This is a genomic window from Paenibacillus wynnii, from assembly GCF_000757885.1.
GTDB lineage: Bacteria > Bacillota > Bacilli > Paenibacillales > Paenibacillaceae > Paenibacillus_AQ > Paenibacillus_AQ wynnii.
On sequence record NZ_JQCR01000002.1, the window covers coordinates 1,219,245 to 1,240,822 of the forward strand.

Genomic DNA, 21,578 nt, shown 5'->3' on the forward strand with positions numbered 1-21,578 from the left:
GTTTAATTGTACTTTATACACTTATTTTTTGGTAATCCGGGGTTTAACCGGCATATTCGTGTTTTTAGTTGTACAAAGTACATCTATCCATACAATCGAGCGCCAAAGGCCAGAAATAAATGTACAAAGTACATCTATATCACTGACTACCTCCGAAACGTGCCACTTCGGGGTAGGGTCAAGTTTGTGTAAGAGAACAGAAGTAACTCCACAGGTATCCGTGACAACTACGGCAAATCGTCTGCCTACATGGGTTTCAATATATTTACTCTGACCAATACTTAGCCTCTGAATTCAGCTCCGCCCCTACTTCACCTTCTCTGATTAAATCACAATCCAGATAGCCGTCTTCGTCCAAGAAATAGACTTCTTGCTTATAGAATTCGCAAAGTGTTTCCAGGAACTTCTCAGGAGAGTCATACATAACCACCAAGTCCCCGAAGTCATGCATGAGGTCACAGACCCGCTCGGTACCGTCAGTTGAACGATAGTAACAAATGAAATCACTACCGTAGTTCGTAAGGATCGGCAGAACAAGTCCGTCTACTTCGTGACCTTTCTCTTCCAAAATCTGCGACAACACCTGCATTTGCTGGGCATATTCATCGATATGAATCAACCTGTACCCTGGTACAAATTCAATGAGACTCGGTTCTTCTTCCTCACTACTAGTTCCGGAAACCGTGCCATATATAGCTTTCAGAAGCATTGGCGCTTCAGGCAAAAGCTTTGTAATGGTGTTCTGTCCGTCTTCACTTGTGCCTAAGCTTGAAATATAATCCGGTCTTAATTGTGCTGATAAATGGAGATATTCTTGAAATTTTTGAGTAAGCATGTTGTCATCCTTTATGTCCTACTGAATTTTTAATCGCTATCTAGACTCTAGTCTATTTTCTTGCCTTTACCTTGTAGGATGACACCCATCGATTAAAAGGGTCCCCAAACTTAAGTATAACTACTACTTTAAATCTCATTCCCGTTCTTATCAAGCACATAACCACCGTTTATGGAAATTTGCAACACTTAATTGAATTATTGCCGATGGGTCTCCAACCGAATTTACAATAGTGTCGATTTTCTACTTATAAATCACACTTCCGCCGCCTTTAAACTCCGCTGCTTTGTCCCTCATTCCGGCCGCAATGGCTTCCACATCCGGCTCGTGTTCCTTCTCATGTTCTTGCTGCTGTTTCGCCGTATCCCGGATATCATGAGAAATGCGCATGCTGCAGAACTTGGGACCACACATCGAGCAAAAGTGAGCAGTTTTGGCTCCTTCGGCAGGAAGAGTCTCATCGTGATACTCAAGTGCCCGCTCCGGGTCGAGCGACAAATGAAACTGGTCACGCCAACGGAATTCGAAGCGCGCTTTCGAGAGGGCGTTGTCCCGATCCTGTGCACCCTTGTGACCCTTCGCCAAGTCGGCTGCATGGGCAGCGATTTTATAGGTTATAACGCCTTCCCGTACATCATCCTTATTGGGCAACCCCAGATGTTCCTTTGGAGTTACATAACAGAGCATAGCTGTGCCGAACCAACCGATCATAGCCGCTCCAATCGCCGAGGTGATATGGTCATAGCCGGGAGCAATATCTGTTGTTAAGGGGCCTAATGTGTAAAAAGGAGCTCCATGGCAAAGCTCTAGCTGCTTATCCATGTTCTCTTTGATCAGATGCATCGGCACATGACCTGGCCCCTCCACCATTACCTGAACATCATGCTTCCATGCCAGCGATGTTAATTCACCCAACGTTTCCAGTTCGGCAAATTGAGCCTCATCATTGGCATCGGCGATAGAACCTGGCCGCAGCCCGTCTCCCAGGGAGAATGCCACATCGTAAGCCTTCATAATCTCACAAATATCCTCAAAATGGGTATATAAAAAGTTCTCCTGATGATGTGCAAGGCACCACGCCGCCATAATTGATCCACCACGTGAGACAATACCTGTCATCCGCCCTGCGGTCAGTGGAATATAACGAAGCAGCACTCCGGCATGAATCGTAAAATAGTCCACTCCCTGCTCCGCTTGCTCGATCAGCGTATCCCGGTAAACCTCCCAATTTAAATCCTCGGCCTTCCCGTTCACCTTTTCCAAAGCCTGATAGATGGGCACTGTTCCGATAGGTACAGGGGAGTTGCGGATAATCCATTCGCGGGTAGTGTGAATGTTTTTGCCTGTCGATAGATCCATGATATTATCCGCGCCCCAGCGTGTGGCCCATCTCATCTTCTCCACCTCTTCCTCAATAGACGAGGACACGGCGGAGTTGCCGATATTGGCGTTGATTTTCACTAGGAAATTCCGCCCGATAATCATAGGTTCACTCTCAGGATGATTAATATTGGCAGGTATAATTGCGCGGCCGCTGGCTACCTCATCTCTTACAAACTCAGGTGTAACATTCTCACGGATGGCTATAAACTCCATTTCCGACGTAATAATCCCTTTCCGTGCGTAATAAAGTTGACTGACATTCCGGCCCTTTTTGGCTCTAAGCGGACGCCGCTGTAATCCTGGAAATATCTCCACACCCGACTTACCCGTGGCATTCCCATTATCCTCCGGTTTGATAGTTCTTCCTTCATAGGCTTCCGAATCTCCACGACTTCCAATCCACAAAAAACGATGAGGCGTTAAACCCTGACGAATATCACTATGCGCTTCGTCGTTAGTATAAGCCCCGCTAGTATCATAGACACGGACTGGAGCATTCTCCTCTTCCCCGCTGGTACCCGATGTTCGGCTCAATGTAATCTCGCGCATGGGTACTTGAATATCGGGCCGCGATCCCTCCACATACACCTTACGACTTCCTGGAAAAGCCGACAGATCAATCGTATCTTTCTTCGCTTGGCTAGGCATTTACATTCCTCCTAAAGGTTTGTAAGCGACACTTCAGTGAGTCCGAGAAGTATAAAACTCACTTCAGAAGCATTCGCTTATTTGGCAGCAACAAATAAGAGTGCGCGCAAAAAAGCCGCTCCACAATGGAGCGGCTTTATCCATAAACGGCCAAGGCCAACCATGAAAAAAGAGTCCGACTCCACTTTCCTACGCTGGTATAATCCAGATCAGGTTCAAGGGTCCAGGAATTCAATTTTCCCGTCTCAGCCCATTCAGGCTCCCCTAGTGGTTTCTTATTTAAGTTAGTTATAAGTTACAGAGAAACCCATCATTTGTCAACTTAAGTTTATCCATCAGAAATTGTATATCTTCGGTTCTTACCTTCGCAGAGTAAACTACGTTAGCGACTAATCAAGCAATTTAAGCAAATGAATCTCAGGAGATTTCAGTAAATGATTCTCAGGCAATGACTCAACTTGTAACTACTCATCTATCGCTCCAGTCAGACGGTTGCTTGTATTCACACCATTAAATTAAAGGGATGCGGATGATGAGTAACGGAACCCACGTTAATCGCAAAACAAGGCTAGCCAAAGGGTGATCTTAGTTTAGTTGCACTTTATACACTTAACTGATGCAAAAACAACTCTCGCAGGGCTTTAATTGTAATAAATACATCTAAACTCTGGCTAAAGGGGCATTATCGCCGAATATCATAAATATAAGTGTACTTTGTGCAACTACACTAAGAGACTCCATTAATTTGGATGTTTTAGTTGTAGAAAGTACACTTAAAAACTCACACAGTCCTCGTAAAGCTCTCTGGTTGCTTAGTCTGGCTTAGTCTGGCTTAGTCAGGTCTAGTCTTGTTTAGTCTGGCCTTGTCTGGCCTTGTCATGCTTAATCTAGCTTAGTATTGCATGATCATGTATAGGCTGCCTAACGATATTCCAATGTAAGCGAAAGAGACATGCCGTTATAGGAATATGAATATCCAGATAACACCTGGCTCGAAGCCATTGCGGCAGTAAGGTCAGCAATCGCATCTCCCTCATAAGCAGGCTTGATGCTCAACTCCGTCTCATGGGCTGCAATAGTCTTGGCAATCCTCTCCTTCAGTTCCATAGCGCTGTGTACAACAAGATCTTTATACTCATAATAATTCTTCGATATCGCCGTAGCTTCAGGCCACTTTACTGTCTCCCAGATATGATCCTTCATGAGTTCCTTATCCGTAACGTTGAAATAGCTATATATTAATCTTCCCTTTTCATCTGGAACCGGATCATCCCAAGTAACGTCCAAATTATAATATTCATTGTCAATCTTCACTTTATTCCACGCATGACTTATGCCGTCCGCCGTTCCTATCACTATCTCTGAATCTATACCGGCCAGCTCCAGCAGCAGATGTGCTGCATAGGCGTAACCTTGGCATACAGCGCTTCCGTTGAATAGGACACCATAGGCGCTGAACACGTCGTCCGGCAATGTATCCTTCAGGTAGTTGTCGTAATCGTAAACGGTGTGAAGAATAATATAGTCATGGATGGCGATCTCCTTCTCCATGTCACTCATGCCCGGCTTGATAATTTCTGTATTGACCCGTACTGATTCCTCATAGATTTTTTTCGTACGGTCGTCTTGAAAGAGGAGAGGTTTGTCTGATTGCTCGATGGCCCCCAGCAGCTCATGTTCATTTCTAACAAAGACCGGCCCATAGAGATCATAGATCCGAAACGCCAGTACAAAGATTTGCTCACGTGATGCTTTAGCCTTCGGTTGGAACGCTATCCCCCCCTTGGACTCCGTCCCTTGTAAAATACCGCTGGAGGAAAGCTTGTTCACGGCACTTCCCGCCCAGCCAGCCACAGCGCTTGCGTCCGTGAACGTAGGTGGGCTGCTGCTATTCAACCTATCAGCTATACCCGCCTTTTGAAGCGTGTTATATAACATGACCGCGATTTGTTCACGGGTGACAGGCTCATTCGGCGCAAAGCTTCGGTTGCCCATTCCACCGACTATGTTAAGCGCATAAGCCTTTAGTACATTCTCATCTTTCGTATCCTTGAACGGATTCACGGCAGGCATGGCTGCCTGGAGTCCCGTCATATTCTCATATAAACGAACGGCAATCTGGCTTAGCTCCGCTCTAGTAATTGCGTTCTGAAAATTACTCATAAGACCATAAGGAACAAGGCTCTGTACGTAGGCTTTGGTAACCTCTTCGGCCGCCCATGCACTTGGCTCATTTCGACTGGCAGCCGAGGTACTCAAAGGATGAATCAGCAATATATTAGAGGAGAGCAGCAGACCTGCTGTGAAGGCTGCCAGCTTATGCAGCTTCGGGTATTTTCTAGCGTTGTCCCTTATCATGAATGTCATATCCCCATTCTCCTATTCCATAGATATCCTGATCATTATATCGACAGGATTTCTAGAATAGTTGAGAGGACGCTCCGCAGGAACAGGTTCTAACCACTTTTTACAAGCAGTTATTTCGCCAACGCTCGAGCTTTGGGATATTACGCGTAAACATACCGGTCATGAACTTAGGAAAACCAAATTCCACCAGCTTCTGCTGAACTCTTGCTTTCATCATTTCCGAGGTAAGATCGGGCTGGGTGAACTTACCATTGTGGTAGCAGTGGCTGCAGTATTTCTTGCTTTTACTGCCATCTTCCTCGGTCCCGCCGCGTTGTTCGTCACGAGCAAGCGGCATGCCGCAGCTCTGGCAATTCTTATTTCCCTTTATCCCTGAAATGCGTACAGCACAGTAACTAATACTACGGCTATTACTATACCTGGAAGAAGATTAGCTACTTTAATTTTGGTTATTCCGAGCAAATTCAAACCTATAGCAGCAATCATAATGCCACCGGTAGCCGTCAATTCACTGATACAATTACCCAGTAAGGCATCGGGAACAAACCGGGTAATCTGTGTAGCTAACAACGCAATAGAGCCCTCATAGACAAGGATAGGAATGGCTGAAAATAACACACCGACTCCCAAAGTAGTCGTTAATATAATGGCAATGAAACCATCCATAATCGCCTTCGTGTACAGAATGTCATGATTACCTTTGATGCCGCTATCTAACGCACCCAATATGCCCATGGCTCCGACCACAAAAACCAAGCTGGCAGTTATAAACCCCTGAGAGATACTTCCCGGTTCATTGGAGCCGATTCGGTTCTCTAGCCACTGCCCTGCAGAGGTGAATTTATCCTCCAGAGAAATGAGTTCCCCGATAACAGCACCAATTACCAGACTAAGGATAACAATAAGGAAATTCTCGCTTTTAAAACCCATCTGTATACCTAGAACGACAATAGCTAGGCCAATTCCGTTCATGACCGTTTCTTTCATGCTTTCCGGAATACGGCGCAGCAGCCGTCCTAATAATGTACCAACAATTACCGTGATTCCATTCACCATCGCTCCAAGCAAAACCATTCCTTCACCCTACATTTCTATCTATGATATTAAATCCTTCGGGATACGCCGTGCCATATCTGTTGCAATCGCCGCTTTAATTACTGCTATTCTTACTTGCTCCACTACCTTTTCGTTAAAAATACTCGGAATGATATACTGCTCATTCAATTCATCCTCCTGAACAACCGAAGCAATGGCCTGGGCTGCAGCCAGCTTCATTTCCAGATTCACAGTTCGGGCCCGGCAATCGAGCGCCCCACGAAAAATTCCCGGGAAACACAGAACATTATTGATTTGGTTCGGGTAGTCGCTTCTACCGGTAGCCAGAACCCGGACATACGGTTCCGCTAATTCAGGCTCAATCTCCGGATTCGGGTTAGCCATCGCGAATACGATGCGGTCTGGAGCCATGCTTTTCACATGATCGATGGTCAAAACACCACCGCCGGATACTCCGATGAACACATCTGCGCCTTTGATCGCCTCCGTCAGACCACCAACCAAGCCTTCCTCGTTCGTCACTTCTGCCAGCCGCAGCCATTCTGCATGGGAATACTCTACCCCTCGCCGAAGTATACCTTCCCGATCCACAGCCGCGATATGGCTGGCACCCGCCGCCAGCAGCAGATTGCAGATAGACACTCCCGCTGCTCCGATGCCGATCACTACAATTCGGACTGTAGCTATAGACTTACCAACCACCTTAAGCGCATTCAGCAGACCCGCCAAAGCAACGATAGCTGTGCCATGCTGGTCATCATGAAAGACAGGGATGTCCAGTTCAGCGGCAAGCCGCCGTTCAATCTCAAAGCAGCGCGGAGAAGAGATATCCTCCAGATTAATGCCGCCAAATCCAGGCGAGACCGCTTTAATGATGCTCACAATTTCATCCGGGTCCTTGGTATTTAAGCATAGTGGAAAAGCATCAATGCCTGCCAGCTGTTTGAACAGCATCGCCTTCCCCTCCATCACCGGCATCGCCGCCTCCGGACCGATATCTCCCAGACCCAACACGGCCGTACCGTCCGTTACAACCGCTACCGTATTCCGCTTCATGGTAAGCGAGTAGGCTTTGCTCGGGTCTTCAGCGATAGCTGTACAGACGCGGGCCACACCTGGCGTATACACTTGGGACAGATCCTCCCGATTCTTAATCGGCATCTTGGGGGTAACCTCGATCTTGCCGCCGAGATGCGCCAAAAAGGTACGGTCAGAGACGTTGATCACTTTTATTCCTGCCATCTCCGACAATTCGCTCACCACATCTTCATTCCCCGCATCCAGCACATTCACCGTAATATCCCGAGTCGTCACATCCTTGCCTGCACGAATGACGTCAATGGCCACTATATCTCCGCCGGCGGTGGCAATCTTGGAGGCAACATCCCCGAAGGACGTTATGGATTTGCGTATTTCGAGCCGAATAATTATTGTTGTTGAGATCGACATGATGAATAGCCCCCTTAGTGGTTGTATGGATCCTCTGAACCCTCTGCATACCAGCGTGGAATGACTCTTTTAAAATATTCATAATCTTCAAAGGCTACTTTGCATCTATCTATCATGCCCTCGACTTCAGAAGCTCCGAACGGAATCGCCCATACGATGGAAAAGAGTGAAGAATACGCCACATAAAGCGCTTGTCTGGTCCAGAACTCGTCAGGGGGAGCGCCTTCGAAATACCCGTCGATTTTACCTCTCGCAAAAGGAATACTCCACTCCCGGTCGAAGGACTGCAGCTTATAGAACTCTTCTACATAATCACCACTATCACAGCGGTTGAAATCAATAACTCCAATTTGCCCTTGATCGGTGTACAGCAAATTCCCTATGTGGTAATCTCCATGGCGGTAGACCTCCCCCATATTGCTGAGTTGTCCGATATTCTTTTTGACAAAAGCAATGGCAGTCTCATCCCCCGGTACCCGGTACGGACAGCTTTCGTACTTCTCCACACGGGAGAGAACTTTGGTGCGCAATTGTTGCTCCCAATCGGAATGTTTAGCCGGGGGCGGGATGGAATGTATTTGTTTTAAAATCTGACCGGCCTGAACCCCCAACTGATACTGCTGTGTTACAGGTAAGGACAACAGGCATTCCTCCAGCGGAAGCCCTTCTACCCATGTAAGCAGCATATACGTATTCCTGCCCTCGTTGCATAGACCAAAATCGATAGCCCGCGACATCGCAAAATCAAGCTGATTGATAACCTTAACCCTGTTATACTCCGCCTGCCTCGCGTCAAATTGTTCTATAGCGGAAAGCCTCAAGAGCAGCCTTTGACCGTCCCCGCTCTCGACCTCATATTTCAGATCACTTGACCAGCCTTTAAGCACCGGTTCTAGCTTCTTCCATGTTTTTTGATGGGGAATTCCCGTTACGTGGTTGCTCAAGATTCAGCTCCCTCTCCTTTCAGCTTGGAAGCGGGTTTTCCAGCCTCTATAAGTACCTTGCTGCCCAATAGAAAAAATCCTTGTATAAAGAGCAGTGCTCCCGTTCCGATAAGCATCCATTCGATTTTGATAAAGTCGGCCATAGGACCAAACACCAGCATACCCAACGGCATCATTGAGCTAGAAATCATCCCCAGCACCCCGAATACTCTGCCCAGAAAGTCAGGATCAACCTTCTCTTGCAGCATAACCGTAGAGGGAGTATTGAACATCGGCATCACCAGACCCACTAAACCCATGACTAACAGATAGATCCAGAAGACAGGAATAAGTCCAAGCGCAAAAGTCCCTGCCCCAATAGCCAGACTAGAAAGTGTCATGGTATGCACTCTATTGCGGAATCCACCCCAAGAGGCCATAATCAGCCCGCCGCTCATCATCCCTATGGAAAAAGCAATCTCAATGGCCGTAAGCCGCCAAATATCATTCCCAAATGATCGTGTAACCTGCAGCGGAGTTAGAAAAGCAACAGGTGCAGCGAGAATAAAGAAAAACGCACAGAAGATAAAGAAGGTTCTGATAAAGGGATGACTCTTAATATAGGCAAAGCCTTGCCGAAGGTCACTTATATAACTTAAAGCCTGCTCCTGAGCTGCCTTAGCATGAACCGGTACGTGAAGGAATAATAACAATGTCACAATAGCAATAATTGCTGTAATTACATCGATAAAAAATATGGCCTCAATGGATGCCACCGTAAGCAATGCGCCGCTCAGCATCGGGGATAACAGCATCACCAGCGCCTGAATACTACCGTTGGCACCGCTTACCTTCGTTAGTTGATCCTCTGGGACAAGCTGCGGAATAAAGGCGCCTACAGCCGGCGTTTGGACTCCGGCACCGAGCGCGCGCAAGGCAGAAGCTACAAAAAGCAGCCACATGGCATCGAAGCCCATCAGGAACAATATCGCCAGAATTAACGTGGATATGGCAATGATGGAATCCGATAAAATAATGAGCATTTTACGGTTATAGCGGTCTGCCCACACTCCCGCAAACGGAGACAGGAAAAACGTCGGTAAAAATCCACATATAATGGAAATCGTCATCATGACACCGGATTGCGTATTTAAGGTAATATACCAAAGTATGGCATACTGAACCAATGAGGAGCCAAATAAGGATATGGTCTGGCTGGCGAGAAATAGCACAATATTCTTTTTCCAGTTCGGATTCATAATCGGACAACCCACTCCCTTAACACCGTTTTTTAGTATCGTATCACAGATTGAATTGAAATCGGAAACGGAATACTGCCTTATGTACGTCAAAAGACCGCCATCTTATAATAGGTAGCGGTCCCCTCACTCTCATTCCCTAATTCATCTAACAATCATAATAGCGTCACTGCACAATCAACGTGCCTCCACCTTGCCTTTTCGGTAGATAAACGCACCCAGTGCAAATGCTCCTGCGCCCCATAGCGCTAATATTCCCATTCCCCTCCAGAAGGTAGCGGTAAGAAATCCGGAACCGTATACCATTCCGTCCCGCATGCCTTCCACAAAATAGGTAAGCGGAATCACCTGAGTAACAGGCTTAAGCCAGTCCGGTAATCCGCTGGTTGCGAAGAAGATTCCGCTTAGGAACATCATCAAAAAACTGGCGATATTGGCCATACCCATGTATGACTCGATAGATTTACTGAACGAAGAGAATAAGTACCCCAGTGCGTTAAACGCTAGAACGCCTACAAAAAAAGCTACGATTAACGTTGGAATATCCATATGAAGATTCGCTCCGAACCCGAATACCCCAATTAAACTTAAGAGTATAATTTGCACAACGCTCAGTATAAAACGGACCATCATCCCCCCAACTCCAAAAAGTCCCATACGCATTGGGGTCAGACGAAGACGCTTAAGCAGGCCTGTTCTGCGCAGCTCAACCATATCAACCATGCCGAATAGCCCCGCTTGAGCAATGGAAAGGGCAATCATTCCGGTTAATAAAAAGTCTGCGCTGCTTAAGTCCTCATTGCCTCCGGATACTACAGAAGACTGAAGTTGAAAAGCAGGTACTACCCCTGCGGCAGCAAAGCTGGCTTGCTGGACATATTGCTGCAATATTCCCCTGACGGCCTGAGATGTGGCATTATTCTCATTCTCGGTATTAACGATTAGCTTAATATCACCGGCCTCTTCACTCTCAGGAAGAATGATGACTGCATCCACATCTTTATCCTTAATCCATGTATCTGCTTGTTCACTGCTGACGGCTTGATCCGTCTTCCATTCGAACACGGGTACTTTTCTAAGTCCAGCTTCGAACGAGTCGGCAGCGGCATTCGACTGCGGCTTCACCAGCGCCACTTTTGCCTTGAAGTCGGTGCTGTCTCCACCTCCGAAAATAATCATGAATACCACCATCAGAATAACCGGGAAAAATAAATTCCAGAACCACACCTGCTTCTCCCGAAACATTGTCTTCAGTTGTGCCAGGAACAGCTTCATCAGCTGGTTGCCAATCTTCATCGTCAGTCCCTCCATTCTTTGCCCGTAAAGGCAATAAAGACGTCTTCTAGGCTCATCTCGCGAATGGATACATGCCCTACTCGGTAGCCTCGCTCCTTGGTAAACCCGAGTAAGTCATATAATGATTGCTCCGGCTTCACCGACCATAAGGTCAAATTGGCTCCATCCCGTTCCATACGAACGATATCAGGCTGACTTTGGATGGCCTTCTCGGTTTGACTGGCTGCTTCCTCTCCATCGTGGAACGACAGTCGCATCTCACGTTCCTGAGTCAATCTGCTGATTAAGGCAGCTGGTGTGTCCAGACTGATAATATGTCCTTGGTCTACAATGCAGACGCGATCGCTCAGCTTCTCAGCCTCTTCCATGTAATGCGTAGTCAATATAATAGTGGTGCCGAGTGCCTTGAGCTTCAAGATGATGTCCCATATATTGCGGCGTGCTTGGGGATCTAAGCCTGTTGTCGGCTCATCCAAGAAAATAACCCGCGGATCGTTAATCATCGCCAGACCAATTGCCAACCGCTGCCGTTGTCCGCCAGAGAGTGACTTCACGCGTTTGTCTCGATGTTCCGTCAAGTTAATCATCTCCAGCACTTCGCTGGTTTTCCTTGACCTAGGATAAAAGGAAGCAAATAAATCCAGATTTTCTTCAGCGGTCAGCAATTCGAATAATGCTCCCGATTGCGGCTGTACACCAATCAAGGTTTTGATTTCACTCTCATCCTTTTTCCAGGTCAGCCCGTTTATTGAAATAGTCCCTGCATCCGGCTCCTGTAATCCTTCAATCATCTCCAGCGTTGTTGTTTTTCCCGCTCCATTAGGTCCAATAATAGTAAAAACCTCTCCAGCTTCTACCGTAAAGCTGATATCCTCCACGGCCTTCACTGTCCCGTACGACTTCCTTAAATTTGTTACTGTTAGCACAGACATAATATCCCTCCCGCTCATCCGCTAATTCTTCAATACTAGCTTCATTATATTCCTAATAGTTGAACAGCCTGAACCGTCTGGAAGACGATTCAATATCCGCCTTAGGATGTAAATGTTTGATCTGATTGAGAAACCGTAGGGTCAAACTGTAGCAGGTTCTGCAATCGTTCCAGAGCAAGACTTGTTACGATCCCCGTCTTATGCCAATGCTTGATGCACCCTGCATAATTCAGAAGCACACATTGGGGCTCGTAACCCAATTCCTTGGCTTTATAGCCACCGGAGATCAGATTGAGCACACAAGCGACTCCAATAATCCCAACCTCGCCCTCTGCCATATGACCCTGTCCGAACGCCGTAGACGCATGCGGAATGATCAATACTTTATAACCCTGCTCCTTCCCCATTTTCGTGATCGTGTTCACCTGACAGTCATTCGAACAGTCTCTGCATACAAGGCCTTGCTCCATCGGAACAGCTCTGCAGGCTTCATTAGATTTCAGTCTCATACAAATCGGAAGGAACACTCTTTTTTCCTTGGTTTCTAAAAATGCGCTCCTGAACACCCGATTCATAATCTCCGCACCCACCATATTTAAATGATATTCTATCCGCTCGCGCATACAGAAAATAAGCTTTCCCTTCCCTTTCAGGCTTTCGCGGTTGCCATCAATAAACGAATTCACATGCAGCGTGTAACGGCCTATTGTCTCCTCGCTTCTCTTATCGAACCAGTTCGCCAGCTTCATTGCTTTTGACAGTCTGTGTTCAACTTCCCTCCGAGGCTTGCCTTTCAAAAAATCATACCAGATCGTCATTCTTTGACTCTCTTGCTCGAACTCCCCGGAGGCCTGCAACCATCCGATCAACTTCCCAAAGGAGTCCAGATTAAATTCGTTGTTGCCATAGACCCTCCACAACACACCGATCATTAATAACTCCAACTTATATATTTCGGCTCCCATAGGCTTCAGATTTCTGTCAGCCATATAACGGCTAAATTCTTCGATCCCATCTTCTTCGCTCATTTTATTCATTACTTCTTCAGTAAATGCCGCTGCATCTTCATAATATGTATGACTGTCTGCGCTATCTCCATATAAGGAGTAGGTTACTGTCTCCATTCCGCAATTTACCTCCCACAGTTTACCAGTAAAGTATCATATCCTTCTCTGGGTGGCAGTGACCTTTTATTACGAATTTGCTAAATAACAAATAACCCGCATGGGCACGAGGCCATACGGGTTATTTGTGCTTGCAATCTTTTCGCTAGCTTCTTCTACACCATGATTTTGCAAATATCATTCGTGAATTCTACCGGGTCTCCTACAGGCAGACCTTCAATCAGGAGCGCCTGATTATACAGCAGGTTCGTGTACAAGCCCAGCTTTTCTTTGTCATTCGCTTGAGCGTTTTTCAGGGACTGGAACACTTCATGATTAATGTTGATTTCCAGTACCTTATCCGCTTTTACATCCTGAGCGTTAGGCATAGCCTTAAGGATTTTTTCCATCTCTATGGATAGCTCACCCTCTGTGGAGAGGCATACCGGATGGGTTTTCAGACGTTTGGATGCCTTAACGTTAGTCACCTTGCCGGACAGGATGCTTTTCATGGATTCAAAAAGATCCTTATTCTCATTCTCTTCCGCCTCAGTAGGCTTGTCCTTCTCATCGGCTTCAATGCCAAGGTCGCCGCTGGACACGGATTTGAACTCTTTTTCCTTATAATTCATGATGATGTTGATTGCGAATTCGTCGATATCGTCCGTAAAGTACAGGATCTCAAATCCTTTATCCAATACCATTTCCGTCTGCGGAAGCTTCTCGATTCTTTCAATGGACTCCCCGGAGGCATAGTAGATATATTTCTGATCTTCCGGCATTCTTGATACGTATTCGTCCAAAGTAACCAGTTTCTTCTCCTTGGATGAATAGAACATCAGCAGATCCTGCAGCGTTTCTTTATTGACGCCATAGTCGCTGTACACGCCAAATTTCAACTGTCTGCCAAAGGATTTATAGAATTGCTCGTACTTCTCTCTCTCATCCTTCAACAAGCTTTGCAATTGACCTTTAACCTTGTTCTTGATGTTCTTGGCAATCAACGTTAATTGTCTGTCATGCTGGAGCATCTCACGAGAGATATTCAGGGACAGATCCTCGGAATCCACCATGCCTTTAACGAAGCTGAAATAGTCAGGCAGCAGGTCGGAGCATTTGTCCATGATGAGCACACCGTTGGAATACAACTCTAACCCTTTTTCGTATTCCTTTGTGTAATAATCGTACGGTGTGTTCTCCGGGATGAACAGGATTGCATTATAAACCACAGCACCATCGGCGCTGATATGAATATGCTTAAGTGGCTTGTCGAAGCCGTAACGCTTCTCCATATAGAAGTTATTGTAGTCTTCGGGAGTCAGCTCACTTTTATTTTTACGCCAGATCGGCACCATGCTGTTGACGGTTTGTTCTTCGGTAACTTCTACGAATTCATCTTCGCTGCCTTCTTTCGGCTGCTGGCTTTTTACGTCCATTTTGATCGGGAAGCGGATGAAATCGGAGTATTTTTTGATAATCGACTTCAGGCGGTATTCTTCCAGGTACTCATCGTACTGATCGTCTTCGGTGTTTTCCTTGATCGTCAGTACGATCTCGGTTCCTATGGAAGCTTTCTCGGTCGGCTCAATGGTGTAACCGTCTGCACCTTGGGATTCCCATTTGAAGGCCTCATCGCTGCCCAAAGCTTTACTTGTTACAGTAACGGTGTCCGCCACCATAAAAGCAGCATAAAAACCAACTCCGAATTGGCCGATGATATTATGTCCGTCTTTGGCTTCATTTTCTTTCTTGAAGGCCAGGGAGCCGCTCTTGGCGATAATGCCGAGGTTATTGTCCAGATCTTCCTTTGTCATCCCGATACCTGTGTCGGAGATGGTTAAAGTTCTGTTGGCCTTATCTACAGACACTTTAATGTAATAATCCTCTTTATTGAACACCAGTTGCTCATCGGATAATGCCTTGTAGTAGATTTTGTCGATAGCATCGCTGGCATTGGAAATCAGCTCTCTCAGGAAAATCTCCTTATGGGTATAGATGGAGTTAATCATCATTTCCAGCATTCGTTTCGATTCGGCTTTGAACTCTTTTTTTTCCATGGATCGGTTAATTCTCCTTTCAATATAGGGAAATAAGATGGTGAATGAGAAAAAGTTATGTAGCTGCGCCTATTGGGCAGCTCGTCCAGGAATTAGCACTCAGGTAATCAGAGTGCTAATTCCTCTTTTTATATAACATATACAGATTTGGGAGTCAAGATTTCGATGGAAAAAGGTGGCGGATTCGGCGCAAGGTGGAGGTATATTAGCTAGTATGTTGACTCGTATGTTGACTGTTATGGAATATAGCCTCGTTGCTGCAATTTCAACTATTCTGGTGCCGTATGAGGCTACAACTTCAGTTTAGTGGGAAAAACCCCTCTAATTTCTATCAGATCCAACTAATCAGGCCCGTTTCTCGGAGGTAGTCAGTGAAATAGGTGTATTTTATACACTTATATCTAGCTTTTAGCGCTCGGATGGATGGATAGATGTACTTTGTGCAACTAAAAATATGAATATGCCGGTTAAACCCCGGAATACCTAAAAATAAGTGTATAAAGTGCAATTAAACACCCTAAAGTGTGCTAAGGGAGAAATATAAGTGTACATTGTGCAACTATATATATTGAAAACGATGTAGGTAGACGATTTGCCGTAGTTGTCGCGGATACCCGAGGATATACTTCTTTCTCTCATACACAAACTTCTTGACGCCACCCCATATGCGGCCAAAGCATCGAGTTAGTAGGAAAAACTCCCTCTAAATCATCGATTTAGCCTCATTCCTGAGAGTTAGAGGGATAAGTTCCCTCTAATTTCTCTCAAAACCAACTATTCTGGTACCTTACGCCGATTTAGTGGGCATAATTCCCTCTAAATCATCGATTTTGTCTCAATCGTGATCATTAGAGGGAGAAATCCCCTCTAATTTCTATAGATCATCTATTTGGGCACCATAGGTAACTAAATCGCCAATCTAATGAGAAATTCTAATTAAATTGATGATCGCGGGACGACCTGAGGTGGTTATTGGGCGGTATTGGTTGGAGCGGTAGTTGAGGCGGTTCTTACGGTTGTTACAGCGGTAGTTGAGGCGGTTCTTGCGGTTGTTTCGTCGGTGGTTCGGGAGGTGGATCAGGAGTGGCTCAGGAGGTGGTTACAGTGGCTACTCTTTATTCAAATAGCAAAAAAACCTCTCTAGTTAAAGAGAGGCTTCTTACGTTTCGCATGCTATCCAGCATCTGAGATCTCTATTGCTTGGCTTTTCCGGATTTATTTTCTGCCGGTTGCCGAAGCGTCTTCCCAGGTCTTTTGCAGCCACTTGTCAAAGTCTGCGCCTTTCTCGCCTTCGTAGATGTCGTATATGTCCACACGCATCTTCTTCAGCTTTTCTTTGAACTCTTCATACGTATGGTCCTTAGGCAGACTCTTCTTAATTCTCAATACGATTTTGGATACGCCTTTAACCAATTCAGGTTTGTTCTTCGATGGCGCTGCGATCTCTTCACCAAATGCCTTCAGCTTAAGGTACGCTGCCTCTTGAACGGTATATACAGGATCGCTCGTCACTAAGCGCGTCAGGATATCAATAGTTTGTTTGTTCTTCCACTGGCCCAACTCTTCAACCGCAGCCAAACGAGCTTTCCAATCCGCAGTGCGGTTAGCGGCTTTTTTTAATTCCTCATAATTTTCTGGCAGTTCATATCTTGATTCTTCGTTTTCCATTCTTTTCAATCCCCTTCTATTTCACATCCAATACCTAACAGTAACAGTATAACCCGCAGTTGCGCAAGTGATAAGGTAGAAATTATAGTTTAGGTTCGGCGTTTCTTGATTCAGAGGACTTCTAATTTTTCGAACTCTATTGTCTGTTCTTATGAACGGTGTCTGAATGGGTATCCGTAACATATGATTTCCCTGTCTTCAGCCCAATGATGAACCAGACTAAACCGCCAACGCCCACTGAGAAAATCGTATCCCCAATCACACGCATCCAGATGAGCTTCTGCATATAGCCCAGATGAAGGAACTCCGTCGAACGAGCATACCACATGCCATGTTCCATGCTTGCTAAAGTCTGCAGTAATCCAACAGGCAGCAGGCTTAGCAAGCCCATGGTTAACAAACCAATATTTAAAGCCCAGAAGGAAAAGCTAAGCAGCTTTGTTTTCCAAGGTTTTGTCCCGGTTAAACCTCGCAGACAGAACAGCAGCAATCCTATACCCAACATACCGTACACTCCGAAAAGTGCCATATGCGCATGTAATGCGGTTAAGTTCAGTCCTTGCATATAGTAAAGAGCAATAGGCGGGTTGATTAGAAATCCGAAAATGCCCGCACCTAACAGATTCCAAAAGGATACAGAAACGAAAAAGTATATGGGCCACTTGTAACGTGCAACCCATACTCTGGCGCGTCCCAGCTTCAAGTTCTCATAAGCCTCCATGCCGATCAATAATAGCGGCACAACTTCCAATGCACTGAATACAGCCCCAAATGCAAGGACGCCCTCTGGTGTACCGGCAAAGTAAAGGTGATGAAATGTGCCAATAATACCTCCCGCTAAATAAATAACAGTCGAGAATAAAACGGTTGAGGTAGCGGTTGAGGTACGTATAAGACCCATTCTCGAGAATAAAAAGGAAATGACAACCGCCGCGAATACTTCAAAGAATCCTTCCACCCAAAGATGAACGACCCACCATTGCCAATAACTCACAATACTCATGTGCGTGTTCTGTCCCCACATTAATCCCGGCATATAAAAGATGGGTATGGCTACGGAAGCAATTAGGAATAAACCTAGCATGTGTCTGTCTTCACTTTTTTTCTGGATAGCAGGCCAAATGGCTCTCGCTATAAGAATGAACCAGAGGAATAATCCGACGGCTAAGAAGATCTGCCATACTCTACCTAAATCTATATATTCATACCCCTGATGCCCAAAATAGAAGTTATGCGATAAGTTGCCGATGTACCCTTTTACAGCTAACCATTCACCAGCCATGGAACCAACAACAATAATCAATAAACAAACGAACAAGAAATTTACACCAAAACGTTGATATTTGGGTTCATAGCCTGAAATGGCTGGACCGATATAAAGACCAGTAGCAAGCCAAGCCGTAGCAATCCAGAAAATCCCCAGCTGTTGATGCCACGTCCGGGTAACCGCGTAGGGGAACCACTCTGCTATCGGAATTCCATAAAAGGAACCTCCTTCTACCGCATAATGTGCTGTAATGATGCCTAAGCCGACTTGGACAACAATGAGCGCAGCAACTACCCAGAAATATTTAAGTGTAGCTCTCATAGATGGAGTGGACTTAATATTTAATAAGGGATCCTTCTCGGGGGCAACCCCCTCATCCTCATGATTTTCTTTACCACGCAGCGCGGCATAATACCAGACCATTCCACCAACAGCCGCAAGAAGCAGAATCACACTTAAGATCGACCAAATAAGCAGTGAATGAGAGGGTTCGTTATCGATTAACTCTTCTCCCGGCCAATTGTTCGTATAGGTGATATCCATTCCTTCTCTATTCGTTGATGTTGACCAAGTTGCCCAAAAGAAAAAAGCTGCAATTTTGCGGCGATCTTCCAGACTTTCTATAGAATTCGCTGGCAGAGCGATTTGTTCTCGATAAGTCGCTAGACTGGGGTCATCTCCAAAAACTTTGTTATAATGGTCACTAACGTTATTCATCGCTTCCGCCCTGGTAGCTGAAACTACAATTTCATCCTTTGCCTTATCGTATGTGTTTGTACGGATTTCTTTCTTTAATTGAAATTTAAGCACTAGCTGCTGTTCTTCAGATATTTTGTCATACACAGTGCCATACTTCTCCATAGCCCATTTATCCAAGATAAATACCAGTTCACGATGAAGACCATCCGCCGTCCAGTCAGGTGCAACATAAGCGCCATGCCCCCATACACTCCCGACCTCTTGCCCCCCCATACGTTTCCAGATATTCTGCCCTTCCTGGATGTCATTCTTGGTATAAATCACCTCTCCGGCATCTGTAACGATTTGATTCGGTATGGGCGGCTTTTCCTGGTAGATCCGCCCCCCAAAATAAAGAAGTACCGCGAAAGAACCGATAAAGACAACCGCTAACCAAGCCCACAGCTTTTTGTATTGCATGTGTTCACCTTCCCCCTCCGATTTCTAGTTCTCGACAAAAAAAGACGCCACTATGTTTGGTAAGAGGAATTTTTCGAAAATTCAACACCCATCCAAAGTGACGCCTATCAAGACAAATTTAGAATCCGTACTACAAAAATCACCATATACCCTATTACCCTCTAGTAAGAAACTCCAAACTTTTAATATCACATTTTAATTCAAATCACTAATTTATACCTGATTTTACCTTAAATTCCTGTGGTATTTATCATTGCAAACCTATGTTAGCCTATATATGGAAAGCGCTTTCAACTTAAATGATGCAGGAGGTGAACACGCAAAGTAAGTAAGCCGTACACAATTCGTACTGAATTTTACCGCTGTGGAACGGCTCAGCATTCGCAAGGTTTTAGTATTCAAAACTACCCAAAAAGGAGAATACAATGACTAAGCGTACAACCAAATCTTTTATACTTACTGTAGTTACCACCCTTCTTCTCTCTCTGTTCTCAACCGTGGCTTCAGCCGCTCCAGGAGACGATCAAAAAGCCAACAGCACCCCTAAAAGCAAACTTCAATCCTATGTGGACGACATGCAACCAGGCTGGAATCTCGGGAATACTCTGGACGCTGTAGGCGCGGATGAAACTGCCTGGGGAAATCCACGGGTAACCAAAGAGTTGATCGGGCAAATTGCCAAACAGGGCTACAAAAGTATTCGAATTCCAATTACGTGGGATCAGCACATCGGCCCTGCCCCTGACTATACTATTGACCCTGCCTACCTTAACCGTGTAGAGGAAGTTGTCGGCTGGGCGCTCGATTCTAATCTTTATGTAATGATCAATCTCCACCATGACTCCTGGTTGTGGGTAAGCACCATGGAGAAGAATCACGACGCCGTATTCGCACGTTATAAATCAGCCTGGACCCAGATTGCCGACCGCTTCAAGAATTACCCCGACAAGCTAATGTTCGAGAGCATTAACGAGCCTCGCTTCAGTGAAGGCGGAACCGTTGATGAATCCAAGATGACCCAGATGCTGGGTGAGCTTAATGTTTCTTTTCATGAAATCGTTAGGAAATCGGGTCGATTAAATGCGGTTCGGCCGCTAGTCCTCCCAACGTTATATACATCTCCTGAACAAGCAAGATTAGATGAGCTTTACAAAACCATAACCATGCTGAATGATCCGAATCTGATTGCCACCGTTCATTATTACGGCTTCTGGCCTTTTAGTGTAAATATTGCCGGCTACACCACGTTTGAAAAAGACACCAAAAACGATATCATTCAAACGTTCGATAAGGTCTACAATACTTTTGTCGCTAGAGGAATTCCAGTGATCGTGGGTGAATACGGCTTGCTCGGATTCGATAGAAATACCGGGGTTATTGAACAAGGAGAAAAGCTGAAATTTTTCGAGTTCTTATCTCAATATCTTGAATCGAAGGACATTACCTCTATGCTGTGGGATAACGGCCAGCATTTCAACCGTCTAACCTACAAGTGGTCCGACCCTGAGTTGTACAACGTTATAATGGCAAGCCTTAAGGGCAGATCCGCAAATGCTGAATCCGACCTCGTCTACCTGACCAAGGGTGCCCAGATTCAGGATACTGCTGTTAAGCTGAATTTGAATGGCAATAAGCTGACCGTCCTTCGCATAAAAGACGGAAAGACTCTTCATAAGGGCAAAGACTATGAATTGAATGGTGAGGTTCTGACCCTCAAGGCGAGTCTGCTTAACCAACTTACTGCATCAGGTCAACTAGGCGTGAATGCCGTATTAACGGCCGATTTCAATAAAGGTACGGACTGGAACTTCAAAGTCATCGTATCAGAACCACCCGTGATGAGTAACACAACAGGCACAACCGCTTCCTTCGCGGTTCCAACGGCCTTTAATGGAGATCAGCTCGCCACCATGGTGGCTGTTTATGCAGCAGGTGGGAATGCAGGTCCACAAAACTGGACGGCCTTTAAGGAATTTGGGTACACCTTTGAGCCTTCCTATGCTACGAATGAAATCAAACTGCTTCCTAACTTCTGGAGCGAGGTTAACGACGGTGAGGTCATACTGAAGTTCCATTTCTGGAGCGGTAAGATTGTAACGTATACCATTACTAAGAGTGGAACGAGTATCGTTGGTAAAGCTTTGTAAAAATCTTTGTAATAATCTTTTTTATAATTT

15 protein-coding genes and 1 riboswitch are annotated in these 21,578 nt (G+C 45.6%); of the genes, 1 reads left to right on the plus strand and 14 read right to left on the minus strand.

Features of this window, described 5'->3' with window-relative positions:
• Positions 1 to 265: 265 nt before the first annotated feature.
• From PWYN_RS08070 to PWYN_RS08135, 14 genes are all read right to left on the minus strand, one after another.
• Entirely contained in the window at positions 266 to 835 is a 570-nt protein-coding gene (locus PWYN_RS08070) for a hypothetical protein (RefSeq protein ID WP_036650227.1), read from the minus strand.
• Positions 836 to 1,078: 243 nt separating this feature from the next.
• Positions 1,079 to 2,866 carry a phosphomethylpyrimidine synthase ThiC gene (gene thiC, locus PWYN_RS08075; protein WP_036650230.1) on the minus strand — a complete coding sequence of 596 codons (1,788 nt, stop codon included), beginning with the start codon at positions 2,864 to 2,866 and terminating at the stop codon, positions 1,079 to 1,081.
• Between the two features lie 169 nt (positions 2,867 to 3,035).
• Positions 3,036 to 3,142, minus strand: a riboswitch (TPP riboswitch).
• Between the two features lie 645 nt (positions 3,143 to 3,787).
• Positions 3,788 to 5,233 (minus strand): S-layer homology domain-containing protein, encoded by a 1,446-nt coding sequence (locus PWYN_RS27930; protein ID WP_052087832.1) that lies wholly within the window; start codon positions 5,231 to 5,233, stop codon positions 3,788 to 3,790.
• 100 nt (positions 5,234 to 5,333) lie between these two features.
• Positions 5,334 to 5,570, minus strand: coding sequence for a zinc ribbon domain-containing protein (locus PWYN_RS28625; protein WP_084146644.1), 237 nt, complete (start codon positions 5,568 to 5,570; stop codon positions 5,334 to 5,336).
• A gap of 29 nt (positions 5,571 to 5,599) precedes the next feature.
• On the minus strand, positions 5,600 to 6,307 hold the full coding sequence (locus PWYN_RS08090; protein ID WP_036650236.1) for a DUF554 domain-containing protein: 708 nt from the start codon (positions 6,305 to 6,307) through the stop codon (positions 5,600 to 5,602).
• A 21-nt stretch (positions 6,308 to 6,328) separates the two neighbouring features.
• Positions 6,329 to 7,738: an NAD-dependent malic enzyme gene (locus tag PWYN_RS08095; protein ID WP_036650239.1), complete on the minus strand. Its 1,410-nt coding sequence runs from the start codon at positions 7,736 to 7,738 to the stop codon at positions 6,329 to 6,331.
• 14 nt (positions 7,739 to 7,752) lie between these two features.
• Complete coding sequence (locus tag PWYN_RS08100) at positions 7,753 to 8,682, minus strand: aminoglycoside phosphotransferase family protein (RefSeq protein WP_052087833.1); 930 nt, start codon at positions 8,680 to 8,682, stop codon at positions 7,753 to 7,755.
• Positions 8,679 to 9,920: an MFS transporter gene (locus tag PWYN_RS08105; protein ID WP_036650241.1), complete on the minus strand. Its 1,242-nt coding sequence runs from the start codon at positions 9,918 to 9,920 to the stop codon at positions 8,679 to 8,681. The genes PWYN_RS08100 and PWYN_RS08105 overlap by 4 nt, the downstream gene beginning before the upstream one ends.
• Positions 9,921 to 10,097: 177 nt before the next feature.
• A complete protein-coding gene (locus tag PWYN_RS08110; RefSeq protein ID WP_036650244.1) occupies positions 10,098 to 11,216 on the minus strand; it encodes an ABC transporter permease in 1,119 nt (372 codons plus the stop codon).
• A gap of 2 nt (positions 11,217 to 11,218) precedes the next feature.
• Positions 11,219 to 12,148: an ABC transporter ATP-binding protein gene (locus PWYN_RS08115; protein ID WP_036650246.1), complete on the minus strand. Its 930-nt coding sequence runs from the start codon at positions 12,146 to 12,148 to the stop codon at positions 11,219 to 11,221.
• Between the two features lie 101 nt (positions 12,149 to 12,249).
• Positions 12,250 to 13,272, minus strand: a complete 1,023-nt coding sequence (locus PWYN_RS08120; RefSeq protein ID WP_052087834.1) for a DUF116 domain-containing protein — start codon at positions 13,270 to 13,272, stop codon at positions 12,250 to 12,252.
• A gap of 155 nt (positions 13,273 to 13,427) precedes the next feature.
• Complete coding sequence (gene htpG, locus PWYN_RS08125; RefSeq protein ID WP_036650248.1) at positions 13,428 to 15,308, minus strand: molecular chaperone HtpG; 1,881 nt, start codon at positions 15,306 to 15,308, stop codon at positions 13,428 to 13,430.
• Positions 15,309 to 16,523: 1,215 nt separating this feature from the next.
• The gene (locus PWYN_RS08130; protein WP_036650250.1) at positions 16,524 to 16,976 is read right to left on the minus strand and encodes a HEAT repeat domain-containing protein; all 453 of its coding nucleotides are present in this window, start codon (positions 16,974 to 16,976) and stop codon (positions 16,524 to 16,526) included.
• A gap of 136 nt (positions 16,977 to 17,112) precedes the next feature.
• Positions 17,113 to 19,401, minus strand: coding sequence for a nitric-oxide reductase large subunit (locus tag PWYN_RS08135; protein ID WP_036650253.1), 2,289 nt, complete (start codon positions 19,399 to 19,401; stop codon positions 17,113 to 17,115).
• A gap of 425 nt (positions 19,402 to 19,826) precedes the next feature.
• Here PWYN_RS08135 and PWYN_RS08140 point away from each other — a divergent pair, with 425 nt between their 5' ends.
• Positions 19,827 to 21,548: a cellulase family glycosylhydrolase gene (locus PWYN_RS08140; protein ID WP_036650256.1), complete on the plus strand. Its 1,722-nt coding sequence runs from the start codon at positions 19,827 to 19,829 to the stop codon at positions 21,546 to 21,548.
• The last annotated feature ends 30 nt before the right edge of the window (positions 21,549 to 21,578 follow it).